Here is a 12,089-nt window from a genome sequence, read left to right as displayed (position 1 = left end):
TTGTTATTGAGCAGGACATGTTTCGCTGGTATCCCGTACTTGACCGCGGCCCCGGTCGTCCTGCGCTCGGCAGGTCTTCTCGGCCCGCCAGATCGCCTGGCGAGCGGCGACGTCCGCCCGCTGGTCCTCCGCCTTGGTCTCACCGAGGACGGCCATCAGTGCGGCGACGGCGAGTTGCGCGTCGCCTAGCAGGCCGGCGGTGGCCGCGGTGAACCGGCCGATCGCGGCGTGGTCGTCGTCGATCTGCACGATCGGCTTGTAGGTGGCGATCCCGGTGTGGTTGGCGAAGGACGCGCCGATCACGATCAGCAGGTCCGCCTCGTTCATCGGATTCGTCCGGTCGCACCCGGCGGTCCTGGCGTCGCCCGTCCGGTGTGGACGGTGCGGCGTCGTTTGGCTGGACCTGCACCTCGTCCGGCAGCACCAAGTGCGCGACTCCGCGCCGGTCCACGGCGTGCTTGACGGCCAGCGCGGCGAGTTCGGCGTTGCCGCTTCCACTGTGGATGGTGGTGGACACCGGCACGTCCCGGAACACCGCGGACAGGTCGACATCCTGAAACGCACCACGGCCGAGCACCTTCGACGGCACCTGCCCGGAGATCGCCACCACGGGTGCGCCGTCCAGTTTCGCGTCGTACAGCCCGGTGAGCAGGTTGGTGGAGCCAGGCCCGGCGATCGCGAAACACGCCGCCGGGAGACCGGTCAGCTTGCCATAGGCGCTCGCCGCGAACGCCGCAGCACCCTCGTGCCGGATACCGACGAACGTGATCTCGCCGCGGTCCTCCGCCCGGCGCAATGCCTCGGCGAATCCCAGATTCGAGTGCCCGACCATGCCGAACACATGCCGCACACCCCAGGCCACAAGTGTCTCGACCAGCACATCGGCCACCGTCCGCGCCGGCGGTGCGGGTTCGGGCACCCGCACGAACACGCCATCGGCGCGCTCCCGCACCGGGTAGGTGGGAACCGAGTCGCCGAACCCCTCCGGCGGCAGTCCGGATACCGGGTCGTAGTCGTAGTCGTAGCCGTGCCAGGGACAGCGCAGCCAACCTTTCTCGATCGAGCCCTCTCCCAACGGCCCGCCCTGGTGCGGACAGTGGTTCTCCAGGGCGCCGAGCCGGGCGCCGCATCGCGACAACGCCACGCTCCGGCCGCCGACAGTGACACTGCGAACCCGGCCGTCCGCCGGCACGTCGGCCGGATCCACCCGGTACCAAGCGCCTGCTGGTGTGTGACTGTCCGACATGTAACGCCTCCCGGGCTTGCTGACACTGCGATGACGGCTGGCTCAGTGCCGCCGACCGACCCAGGCGTTACACAAGGAGCGCGGACATGACCGACCCGGCGTTGACCACCACCCGGCGTTTCCTGCACGGCGTGGCCGAACTACTGCTCGCCGGCCCGCAGTGGCGGGCAACCGGCGAGCTCGCACTTGCCGTGGTAGAAGGCGGATTCACCACAACCGCGGCCCCCGCACTGCGGCTACAGGGTGACAAACTCCTTACGGAATTCGGACAGGTCGAGTTGAACGGCCACACCTACACCGACGTGGCCTCGGTCGCGGGCATCCAGGCCGGAGAACCGGCCGGGGTCTACGGCGAAGGCTCCGGCGTCCGACCGGACGAAGTGATCACAATGGACAGTGCGCAACGGGAGACACTGCTGCGGGCATTCCGGGAAGGAGACCACGCACTACGCGAGTTCGCCCCAGACCTCGTCCCCGTACTGTGGCCCGAACACTTCGACGTCGCCATCACCCTCGACCGCGTGAACTACGGAGTCTCCCCCGGAGACCACCATCTCGCCGAGCCCTACGCCTACGTCGGACCGCACGACACCGTCCAGGACGACTTCTTCAACGCCCCGTTCGGCGCCGCACGCCCACTCGCGCGACTCGGCGACGCGAACGCGATCACCCAGTTCTTCCGGACCGGACAAGACCTGCTGTCCCGATCAGACCTCCGGCCCGCGTGACCACGGCGGCGTCACGGCGAGCGTGTCGATCCATCGTTCAAGGTGCCGCACCTGGCCGGACATCACACCCGGGTCGCGCATCGCCCGAGACAGCGCAGCGCCGCCCTGGACAGCAGCGAACAACATGATCGCGAGTTCCCGGGCGTCCCTCGACGTCAAGTGCCGGACCTGGCGCTCCACCCACTCCACGATGCCCCGGATGAGCCCGTCCGCCTCGGCGGCGAGATCGTCGTCGAGCCGGCCGAACTCGGCAGCGAGCGTACCGAACGGGCAACCGTGCCGAGCGATGACGTCACGCATCTGATCCCACCGCCGCACCAGGGCCTTGAGCCGCTCCGCCGGGTCGGGCAGGGTCTCCAGCGTGGCGAGCATGGCCCCCGCCTGGCCGGCCTGCATCCCGATCACGGCCCTGACCAGGTCGTCCTTGGTCTTGAAGTAGTAATAGACGTTTCCAGGCCGCACCTGCGCGGCCCGCGCGACGTCGGCGAGCGTGGTGGCCGCGACACCGTTGCGATACAGCAGGTCGGCCGCACTGGCGACCAGCCGGTCCCGCTTGCCGCCACGACCGAATCCCGCGAAAACACCGTCTGAGTCAGACAACTCACTCACACCCTTGATCCAGCGGTGAACAGCCTGCTAGCGTCATATTAGTCAGTCAACTAACTGAATCTTGGAGGTCCTCCCGACCATGACCATCGACACAGCGGATTCAGCCCCGCCGCACATCCCCACGACCGGCTCGGCGCAGACCTACCACGTGTTCATCCGGGCCACGGCACAAGACGTGTGGGACGGCATCACCCAACCCGAGTACAGCGCCGGATACCTGTTCGGCGCCCTGGTCGACACCACCGCCGAGATCGGCTCCCCATTCCTCTACCACGCACCCGACCGCTCACAATTATGGGGCGAGGACACCGTTCTGGACGCCGAACCACCCCATCGGCTCGTCATCACCTACCGCGCCCTGTACGACCCCGAACTCGCCGCCGAACCACCCAGCCGGGTCACCTGGCTGATCGAACCCGGCGAGGACGGGGTCACCCTGGTCACCGTCCACCACGACCAACTCGACGCCGCGCCGAAGACCGCCGCCCGAGTCGCCGCGACCGGCTGGATGCGCGTCCTCAGTGGACTGAAGACCGTCCTGGAAACCGGCCACAGCATGAACGCCGACACCCTGGAGGCATGAACCCATGGCCACTGTTTCCGCCTACGGCCCCTGGGCCGTGATCACCGGGGCCTCGTCCGGCATCGGCCAGGCGTTCGCCGAACACTGCGCCGCCGACGGGCTCAACCTCGTGCTCGCGGCACGCTCCACCGACCGGCTGACAGACCTGGGCCGGCGGTTGACCACAGCCCACGGCATCGACCACCGCGTGGTCACCGTCGACCTCAGCCACCCCGACGGCGCCACCCACCTCATCACCGCGACCGAAGACCTCAACGTCGGACTGCTGGTCTCCAACGCCGGCACCGGACGTCCCGGCCGGTTCCTCGACCAGGACGTACCCGACCTGCACCAGCGACTCACCCTCAACACCACCACCCACTTCGAACTCGCGCACGCCTTCGGCCGCCGCTTCGTCCACCGCGAGCGCAGCGCCATGGTGCTGGTCTCCGCACTCGGCGCGATCCACGGCCTCCCGAACATGGCCCACGAAAGCGCCGCGAAAGCGTACGTTCTCAACCTCGGCGAGGCCCTGCACCACGAACTGCGACCGGCGGGAGTCAAGGTCACCGTCATGCTTCCCGGCAACGTCGACACCCCTATCATCGACCGCTTCGGCGTGGACCGGACCCGTCTCCCGATCCGCCCCCTGCCAACGACCACCGCCATCCGACAAACCATCGACGCCCTGAACGCCGGACATGCCACCGTCGTGCCCGACCGGCGACTGCGGCTGGTGACCCGACTCACCCCACGCGGAATGTCCATCCGGATGAACGGCCGCCTGCTCGGCCAAGCCGCCGCCAACCTCGCCGCACGCCAAGCCTCCTCAGGCAACCAACTCCCGTGACCCACAGGCAAAAGCGCGCCCACGCTCGAGAGTGATCTTGCCTACGGACCGGAGTACGAAACCCGAGGCGGCTACGGCGGCGCGGAGTTCGGGCCGGACGTCCGGGCGGGCAACGTTGTCAACGATCAGACCTGCGGCACCAACCCGGACAACGGCATGATGAGCGGATGGAACGCCCCACGCACGTCGCCCACCTGCCTGTGGGTGACCTCGAATACTGCTTGGAACACCGCGGACCACGGACCGTTCTTGTGCTGCACGGCGGGCACATGCGGGCCGGCCTCGCGCTGGGCGAGGAAGTGTTCGCCGACGACGGATACACGATCCTGGCACCCTCACGTCCCGGCTACGGCCGCACACCCGTGTCGACAGGCAGGTCAGAGGCGGGATTCGCGGACGCCGTCCGTTCCCTCTGCGAGCATCTGGGCATCACCGAGATCGCCGCCGCAGTGGGCAGCTCGGCCGGCGGCCGCGCCGCGGTGACCCTGGCTGCCCGCCACCCCGACCTGGTCAGACGAGTGATACTCCAAAGCGCGGTCGGGCCACTTCCTTGGCCTGCTCCGCACGTCCGGTTGGGTGCCCACATCGTGTTCGCCGCGGCCACGGAACGCGCGACGTGGAGCGCGGTACGGCTGCTGATGCGGCGGGCGCCCGACGCCGGCCTGCGCTTGCTGCTCCCCGACTTGTCGGTGACGCCTGTCCACAAAGTCCTAAAAGGACTCAATGTCGACCACCGAGCGGAGTTGATCGAACTGTTCTCCAGCATGCGATCCGGCCACGGATTCCGCAACGACCTGACGGCGAACCCAGACGTCACATCGCAAGTCCACCAACCCACGCTGGTCATCGCGACGCGCACCGACGGCGCGGTTCCCTTCACCCACGCTCGCCAGCTGGCCACCGCGATCCCCAACGCCCGGCTGATCGAAAGCCGCGCCGACAGCCACTTCATCTGGTTCGGGCCGGACTGGCCGGACATCGCAACCGAGATCCGCGCCTTCCTCCACAGCGAACCACCCGCCATCCACGACTGACCAGACCTCTCCCAGCCACAACAATTGGACCGCACGCCGGCGTCCAATTGTTTGACGCGTGGAAAGGCCGCGCATCTTTCGGTAGGCTCGCCGTCGAATACCGGGGGCGCCACCAATGATCGTTTCTGGGGAATCGCCGCGTGCTGTTCCCGTTGTCGATCACGACGCCGGCGATGACGTTCGATCACGTCAGGGGGAAACTGATGACAGTGCACGGTTCGACATCTCAAGGTTTGGTGATCCCATCGGGCTCACAGGTCACCGCGGGCAGTTTCGGCCGAATGTTCCCCACTCTCGAGGCCCGTCGGCCAACCGGACTGGAAATGGCCGAACAGTTCGGACTGCCCGGCGGAAAGATGGACGGCGGACAGACCGGCGCGGAACAGGAGAATCCACGGTTTCCCGCCGGTTTCACCTATTTCGGGCAGTTCACCGACCACGACCTCACCCTGGACGCGATCTCCCGGCTCGACCACCAGTCCGATCCGAACGGCCTCCTGGACTTCCGGTCACCCCGGCTGGACATCGACAGCTTGTACGGCGGCGGACCGGTCGTCAGCCCGCTGCTGTACGACCAGGCGTCCCACCAGACCAAGCTCGTGCTGTCCGCGGACGGCGTCGACCTGGCCCGGACGGCCGACGGTGTCGCGTTGATCGGCGATCCGCGCAACGACGAGAACATGCTGCTCGCGCAACTGCACCTGGCGTTCATCAAGTTCCACAACCAGGTGGTCGACCAACTGCGGGCCGGCAAGATCACCGACGTGTTCGGTGACCACCTACCGCCCCAGCCACCGGACGAGCCGGCCGACGAACAGCCCGGCGCGACCCTCGACCAACTGCTGGACGTGGAGAACTACTACAACACCGTGTTCGCCAGCGCGCAGCGACTCGTCCGCTGGCACTACCAGTGGATCATCGTGCACGAGTTCCTGCCCACCGTCGCCGACCCACACGTGGTACGCGACGTCGAAGACAACGGGCCACGCTTCTTCACACCCAACGGCCGGCCGTTCATCCCGGCCGAGTTCGCCGTCGCCGCGTACCGCTTCGGCCACCCGACCATCCGCTCCGGCTACCGCGTCAACGAGAACTTCACCGGCAAGATCTTCCCGGACGACCCGGACCAGCCGGCCACACCGCGCACAGACCTGCGCGGCGGGCCGGTCGACGCGGCGCACGCGGTGGACTTCTCCTTCTTCTTCCACACCGACCGCGACCGCCAGCCCCAGGCCGCCAAACGGATCGAGGCGAAGCTGAACACCCAACTGCTCGACCTGCCAGTCAGCGCCGTGCCCGGAGCGAAGGCCGGCGCGCTGGCCCGCCCCGTCGCCTCACTGGTGGTCCGCAACCTCCTGCGCAGCGAGGCCCAAGGCCTGCCATCCGGTCAGGACGTGGCACGCAAGATCGGCGAGATCCCGCTGACCGACCGGGAACTGGACACCACCGGCCCGATCTACCTCTGGTACTACATCCTCAAGGAAGCCGAGGTCCGTGCCGGCGGAGCACATCTCGGCCCGGTCGGCAGCCGGCTGGTCGCCGAAGTCCTCATCGGACTGCTGGACGCGGACCCAACCTCCTACCGTGCCGCCTACCCGGCATGGCAACCCACTCTCGCCACGGACCCCGGCCAGTTCGGCATAGTGGACCTACTGCGATTCGCCGGCGTCGTTCCGCGGTAATCCCGGCTACCTCCGCGCGACTGAACGGGGTCAGGCACCGTACGGCCGAACGCCTCCACCAGATCAGGACAGTCGGTGCCCGTGACCGGTCTCATTGGCGCCATGCCGCTGCGGCGCCCACGGCGAACTCGGCGAAGCTCACCGGCGGTCGGCCGGTCACGTCCAGCACGTCGTCATTGAGCACACCTAACGCACCGGAGCTGAACGCGTGGACGTAGACCTGGCTGTTGTGCTCGGCGGTCTCCGGTGGGGCGCCCGCGGCGAGTAGCGCGTCGCGGATGGGTGTGCGGTCGGTCTCGACGTATCTTATCCGACGTCCCGTGACCCATGAAATGTGCTCGGCGACCTCCGTCAAGGTCAGCGGCTGCGGGCCGAACGGTGCGTACGCGGTGCCCTCGTGCCCATCCTCGGTCATTGCGACGGCCGCGACCGCCGCAATGTCCTCAGTCGACACATAACTCACGACTCCGGCGCCGCCCGGCGCTACGATCTCGTCCCGCTCGCGGATGAGATCGACCAACGACTCACGCCACCTCAGCCCTTCTGAGAAGTTCTGCATGAACGCGGCCGGCCGCAGGATGGTGTACGGCACGCCGGACGATTCGACAGCCAGTTCGATACGGCGCAGCGGATTCTCCGGAGGCGCCTGGTCCACACCGTACGTGGACAACAACACGACCCGCGCAACCCCGGCCTCGGCCGCGCCGTCGAGCAAAGCGCGCACGTAATCGGCGTGCTCCGGTTGCGGGATGGGTCCGACGACCAGATACATCGAGCCCGCTCCCATCCGCGCGGTCTCATACGTGCTCTCGTCGGTCCAATCAAAGCGGACCGGCTCAATGCCCACACGCTCCGGCAGCGGCGACCGACTCGCGGCGCGGACGGTCACACCCCGGCGAACCAGCAGCGGAATCAGACGCCGCCCGACCTTGCCAGTCGGACCGGTGACCAGGACGGTGCTACCCACATCAGTCTCCAGATTCTGACCGATCGTGCCGGTCGCGCCCGACACGAAGACGGTGTTGCCCCTTGCCCCAATACGTTATGCACCACGCATGCGCTACTCCATGACAGATCAGAACAGGAACATGCCCGTTCGGCTCATGGCACATCCTCACCGTCATGGGAACCGCGGTGGACGATCCCGTGGCAGACGTGGTCGCCACGACCCGCCGCAGCGGCATCATGTACTCGCGCAACCGCTTCCATGCGCCCTGGGGCGCCACGTTTCTACCGCGGTCGTGGCCTTCCACGTCATCACCACCGGGGCAGGCTGACTCACCGTCGACGACCGTGAAGCCGATCCTGCTCACCAGCGGTCATGGCCTCGCTTGTGGACCCCTGTTCGACCCCACCGTGGAGACCGCGTTGTCCCGTGATCCACGCCGATCGTGGCAGGGCCTGCCCCCTCGGCACTCTCGCCCGCGCGACCCCAACCGGCGCGCCACGCTCACCCGTCGTTTCGCCGCCCTGACCTGCCAGTCACCCATCGCCACACGCCACGCCGCGATCCGCTCAGGCCCGACGGCCCAGATGCCCCAGCAACGCTGTGAACGGATCCGCACCCGCCCCGACCACAATCGCCGCAGCGAACTGATCACCACGCCGGACCTCGTCGAACGCCGCACGCGCGTACTCCACCACCGCGTCATCCGGCTGGTAGGCGACACCCGCGCCCACGGCGATGTCCCAGCCATGCACCAGCGACTCCAGCAAGCTGATCGCCGCCAGCCGCTCACCGGAGACGTCCGGCGCCGGGATGTCGAACCGCTGCTGGAGCACCTCCGGACCGCTGAACAAGGTCAGGCACCGCTCGGCCGCACGGCCGAACGCCTCCACCAGGTCAGGCCAGTCGGTGCCCGCGGTCCGTTGAGCGTCCACATCGGACACGTCAACGGGTTCGCCACCGGCGATCCTGGCCAGCAACGTGAGCGCACCGACCAGATGGTTGCCCGCTTGCCGCACGGTCCAGCGCGCGCATCCACTCTGCGCCACCCAGCCAGCGTCGTCGATCCCGCCGAGCATCTCGGCTGTGTCCTGATAGGTCTGTGCCAGCAACGAGAAGATCGCCGGGCGTGCCATCGCCTCGCGCAACTCCTGCGCGTCATAGATCAGCTCGCCACGGACGATCCGGCCGTCGCGGACCTCCAACACCTCAGCGGCGGTCAACACGCCCGGCAGCATCGTCATCTCCCAGTCGATCACCGAACAGACCAGATTCCCGTCGACGAACTGGTGACGTACCTGGAATCGGCGCACCGCCGCGCCGGCCTGCTTGGCCATCGCACGGAACCCGTCGGCCGAGTCGAAGCTCGCGACCGGCCCGGTGAACACGAACTCCGCCGCCAACGGGACCTCGGTCATGTCACCCGCGCGGGTCATCCACGCGTCGTAGTACACGGTCGCGGCCGTCCTGACATCCATGAGCACTCCTTCGTCTGCGGACTCTTCATCCCCTCTGATCCCGGTTCGCAACGAAACTCATCGGTCGACCTCCGGCGTACCCTCTGCGCGTGAATACGCCACTGCTGCCCGCCGCGCGAGCGGGCGACCAGGACGCCTTCCGGCAACTGCTCGGTCCACACCTGGCCCTGCTGCACGTACACTGCTACCGGATGCTCGGCTCGTACCACGACGCCGAGGAAGCCCTGCAGGACGTGCAGCTACGGGCATGGCGGTCATTGGACACCTACGCGGAACGAGCGCCGCTGATGCACTGGCTGTACCGCATCGCGACCACAACCTGCCTCAAGATCATCAACGCGCGGGCGAAACAGCCGGCAGCCGTGGCCGACATCGACTACCTGGAGCCCTACCCGGACCGGCTGCTCGACGCCCTGCCCGACACCGACCCGGCGGCGCTGGCCGAACGCCGCGAGTCGGTGTCCCTGGCGTTCATCACCGCCCTGCAGCTGCTACCGGCGACGCAGCGGGCCGTGCTCATCCTGCGTGAAGTGCTGGCCTGGAGCGCCGTGGAAGTCGCCGACCTGCTGGAGGCCACCGTCCCCGCGGTCAACAGCATGCTGCAACGCGCTCGTGCGACGCTCCGAGACACCGCACCCAGCCCTCGTCCCCTCACCGGGGCCGACCACCGGGTGTTGACCCGGTTCATCGACGCCTGGCACCGCCGCGACATCGCCGGACTCACCGCCCTCCTGCGCGAAGACGCCGAACTGCGCATGCCACCCGAGACCATGGAGTTCCTCGGCCGTGACGCGGTGATCGGGTTCTTCGCCGCCGTCCCCGCCGAGGGCCGCCTGGAGACCATCCGCCTGGTCCCCACCCGGGCCAACGGCCAGCTGGCCGTGGCGGCGTTCGACACCGACGAGTCCGGCGCGCCGCGACCGTACGGCTTGATGGTGTTCGACCTCGACGACAACGCGGTTGTCCGGATCACCGGGTTCCCCAGCTGCGAACTGTCCCAGAACCCGCGCTGCGCGCCCAGCGAGGTCTTCACCGGTCTGAGTCCGGTGTAAAGCCTGGCCGGTGTTCTCGGCGACCTGTCAATTCGGGCATGGCCCGTTCGTAGTCGGAGTGCGGAGTGGGACAGGCCCGCTCGTCACCAGGAGGACCGCGATGACGCAGTACTTGTTGTCCGTACACAGCGTCGACGGCGAAGCCCATGCTCCGATGACCGACGACGAGGTACAACAGTCCTACCAGCAGGTCAACCTCCTGCAGGAGGAGATGAAGACGGCCGGCGCGTGGGTCTTCGGCGGGCGTCTGCACGGACCCGACACCGCCACGGTTGTGCGTGTCCGACGGCGCGGTGCTGACCACCGACGGCCCCTTCGTCGAGGCAAGGGAACACCTCGGCGGGTTCTACATCATCGAGGCCGCGGACCTGGACGCCGCGTTGGCCTGGGCGTCAAAGGTCACCGCGCTGATCGGGGCGCCGATCGAGGTCCGTCCGTTCGTGACACTGCCTGGGGCCTGACTGCGTGCGCGACGAACTCGACGAGGCCGCGGTCGGCCGCCTTTTCCGTGAGGAGTCCGGTCGGTCGGTGGCCACCCTGATCCGCGTCTTCGGAGACATCGACATCGCCGAGGACGCGGTGCAGGACGCGTTCACCACCGCCCTGCGCCTCTGGCCAAGCGACGGCCTGCCGCCCAACCCCGGCGGCTGGATCACCACGACCGCCCGCAACCGCGCCATCGACCGGCTGCGGCGCGAATCTCGAGGCCGGGAACTGCTCGGCGAAGTGGCGGCACTCTGGCCCAACAGCTCAGGCATGCCCGGGGAGGTGGAGTCCGTGCCGGACGACCGGCTTCGGCTCATCTTCACCTGCTGCCACCCAGCCCTGTCCCCCGCCACACAGGTGGCGCTCACGCTGCGGTTGCTCGGCGGCCTGTCCACCAACGAGGTCGCGCGATCCTTCCTGGTCGCCGAACACACGATGGCGGTCCGACTTGTCCGGGCCAAGCGCAAGATCAGGGCCGCCCGGATCCCCTACCGCGTACCGGCCCGGCATGAGCTGCCCGACCGGCTCCGCTCCGTGCTCGCCGTCGTCTACCTCATCTACACCGGCGGGCTGAACAACCCAGCTGGCCCCGGCCTGTGTCCGGAAGCGATCCGCCTGGCCCGGCTCCTCACCGCACTCATGCCCGACGAGCCGGAGGTGGCCGGCCTCCTGGCACTACTGCTGCTGACCGACTCCCGCCGCGCATCCCGAACCGGACCGGACGGATCCCTTGTCCTGCTCAGCGAACAGGATCGCCGTCAGTGGGACCGGGCCTTGATCGACGAAGGCCAGGCGATCGTCCGCTGGTGCCTGCACCGCAACCAACCCGGCACCTACCAGCTACAAGCCGCCATCAACGCCGTACACGCCGATGCCACAACAGCCGTGCAGACCGACTGGCCTCAGATCATCACCCTGTACAACCAGCTCCTCGCCATCGCTCCCACGCCGGTCGTCGCACTCAACCGGGCCATCGCCATCGGCGAGGTGCATGGCCCCGACGCAGCCCTCGTGTTGGTGGACCAACTCGATCTCGACAACTACTACCCTTTTCACGCCACCCGAGCCGACCTGCTCCAGCGCCTGGGCCGCAACAGCGAAGCCGCAACCGCCTACAAGCGCGCCGCCGACCTCGCACCAACCGACACCGAGCGGGACTTCCACAAACGCGGCGGCCGAACCTCACACTGACGTCGTTTGCCGCTACCGACCTGGGTCACCTTGCATCGCACGCTCAGCCGCTCCTTCATCGAACGTGACAAACAGCCGCACCATCACCGGAAGCACTCCAGGATCCAATTCCGGACTGCACACAAAAGATCGTGAACATCCCGGTCGGTTCCGGAGTCGACCGGTCGCGTTGATTGTCATCGGGTCCGCATCCTAGTGTCGATCGAGGTGACCTTGCTGGAGGCT

Annotated in this window: 12 protein-coding genes and 1 pseudogene; 8 read left to right on the top strand and 5 right to left on the bottom strand. The window is 67.8% G+C overall.

All coding sequences use genetic code 11. The features are described 5' to 3' along the window. Positions 1–3: 3 nt before the first annotated feature. Complete coding sequence (locus EV192_RS55980; protein WP_243727029.1) at positions 4–327, bottom strand: hypothetical protein; 324 nt, start codon at positions 325–327, stop codon at positions 4–6. A 271-nt stretch (positions 328–598) separates the two neighbouring features. Further along, positions 599–1,246: pseudogene (locus tag EV192_RS55975) on the bottom strand (thiamine pyrophosphate-binding protein); the annotation flags it as partial. Positions 1,247–1,332: 86 nt separating this feature from the next. Here EV192_RS55975 and EV192_RS23825 point away from each other — a divergent pair. Then, positions 1,333–1,974: a hypothetical protein gene (locus EV192_RS23825; RefSeq protein ID WP_132118963.1), complete on the top strand. Its 642-nt coding sequence runs from the start codon at positions 1,333–1,335 to the stop codon at positions 1,972–1,974. On the opposite strand, the gene EV192_RS23820 is transcribed toward EV192_RS23825, so the two are convergent. Further along, positions 1,954–2,574 (bottom strand): TetR/AcrR family transcriptional regulator, encoded by a 621-nt coding sequence (locus tag EV192_RS23820; RefSeq protein ID WP_132118961.1) that lies wholly within the window; start codon positions 2,572–2,574, stop codon positions 1,954–1,956. The two genes, EV192_RS23825 and EV192_RS23820, sit on opposite strands and share 21 nt — an antisense overlap. Before the next feature lie 88 nt (positions 2,575–2,662). Between EV192_RS23820 and EV192_RS23815 the strand changes: the two genes are divergently transcribed. The 4 genes from EV192_RS23815 to EV192_RS23800 all read left to right on the top strand — a co-directional run bounded on the left by EV192_RS23815 (position 2,663) and on the right by EV192_RS23800 (position 6,711). Continuing rightward, positions 2,663–3,166, top strand: coding sequence for an SRPBCC domain-containing protein (locus EV192_RS23815; protein ID WP_132118959.1), 504 nt, complete (start codon positions 2,663–2,665; stop codon positions 3,164–3,166). A gap of 4 nt (positions 3,167–3,170) precedes the next feature. Next, positions 3,171–3,995 (top strand): SDR family NAD(P)-dependent oxidoreductase, encoded by an 825-nt coding sequence (locus EV192_RS23810; RefSeq protein ID WP_132118957.1) that lies wholly within the window; start codon positions 3,171–3,173, stop codon positions 3,993–3,995. A 167-nt stretch (positions 3,996–4,162) separates the two neighbouring features. Next, positions 4,163–5,029 (top strand): alpha/beta fold hydrolase, encoded by an 867-nt coding sequence (locus EV192_RS23805; RefSeq protein WP_132118955.1) that lies wholly within the window; start codon positions 4,163–4,165, stop codon positions 5,027–5,029. A 281-nt stretch (positions 5,030–5,310) separates the two neighbouring features. Beyond that, entirely contained in the window at positions 5,311–6,711 is a 1,401-nt protein-coding gene (locus EV192_RS23800) for a peroxidase family protein (protein ID WP_207926204.1), read from the top strand. A 91-nt stretch (positions 6,712–6,802) separates the two neighbouring features. On the opposite strand, the gene EV192_RS23795 is transcribed toward EV192_RS23800, so the two are convergent. Together EV192_RS23795 and EV192_RS23790 are read right to left on the bottom strand one after the other, a co-directional pair. Then, the gene (locus EV192_RS23795) at positions 6,803–7,678 is read right to left on the bottom strand and encodes an NmrA family NAD(P)-binding protein (protein WP_165960564.1); all 876 of its coding nucleotides are present in this window, start codon (positions 7,676–7,678) and stop codon (positions 6,803–6,805) included. 548 nt (positions 7,679–8,226) lie between these two features. Beyond that, positions 8,227–9,135 (bottom strand): TIGR03086 family metal-binding protein, encoded by a 909-nt coding sequence (locus tag EV192_RS23790; RefSeq protein WP_132118951.1) that lies wholly within the window; start codon positions 9,133–9,135, stop codon positions 8,227–8,229. Positions 9,136–9,224: 89 nt separating this feature from the next. Between EV192_RS23790 and EV192_RS23785 the strand changes: the two genes are divergently transcribed. The 3 genes from EV192_RS23785 (at position 9,225) to EV192_RS23775 (ending at position 11,864) form a co-directional block, all read left to right on the top strand. Next, complete coding sequence (locus EV192_RS23785; protein WP_165960563.1) at positions 9,225–10,187, top strand: RNA polymerase subunit sigma-70; 963 nt, start codon at positions 9,225–9,227, stop codon at positions 10,185–10,187. A gap of 278 nt (positions 10,188–10,465) precedes the next feature. Further along, positions 10,466–10,648 (top strand): YciI family protein, encoded by a 183-nt coding sequence (locus EV192_RS57150; RefSeq protein WP_341770892.1) that lies wholly within the window; start codon positions 10,466–10,468, stop codon positions 10,646–10,648. 4 nt (positions 10,649–10,652) lie between these two features. Then, entirely contained in the window at positions 10,653–11,864 is a 1,212-nt protein-coding gene (locus tag EV192_RS23775; protein ID WP_132118946.1) for an RNA polymerase sigma factor, read from the top strand. Positions 11,865–12,089: the final 225 nt, after the last annotated feature.

It is taken from the genome of Actinocrispum wychmicini (assembly GCF_004345645.1).
In the GTDB taxonomy this organism is placed as follows: Bacteria; Actinomycetota; Actinomycetes; order Mycobacteriales; family Pseudonocardiaceae; genus Kibdelosporangium; species Kibdelosporangium wychmicini.
The sequence above is the reverse complement of the archived record's forward strand: the minus strand, read 5'-3'. Positions and strand labels throughout refer to the sequence as shown.

Coding starts and splice junctions, on each gene's coding strand:
- EV192_RS55980 (WP_243727029.1), bottom strand. CDS start 327: ATGAACGAGGCGGACCTGCTGATCGTGATCGGCGCGTCCTTCGCCAAC.
- EV192_RS23825 (WP_132118963.1), top strand. CDS start 1,333: ATGACCGACCCGGCGTTGACCACCACCCGGCGTTTCCTGCACGGCGTG.
- EV192_RS23815 (WP_132118959.1), top strand. CDS start 2,663: ATGACCATCGACACAGCGGATTCAGCCCCGCCGCACATCCCCACGACC.
- EV192_RS23810 (WP_132118957.1), top strand. CDS start 3,171: ATGGCCACTGTTTCCGCCTACGGCCCCTGGGCCGTGATCACCGGGGCC.
- EV192_RS23805 (WP_132118955.1), top strand. CDS start 4,163: ATGGAACGCCCCACGCACGTCGCCCACCTGCCTGTGGGTGACCTCGAA.
- EV192_RS23800 (WP_207926204.1), top strand. CDS start 5,311: ATGTTCCCCACTCTCGAGGCCCGTCGGCCAACCGGACTGGAAATGGCC.
- EV192_RS23790 (WP_132118951.1), bottom strand. CDS start 9,135: ATGGATGTCAGGACGGCCGCGACCGTGTACTACGACGCGTGGATGACC.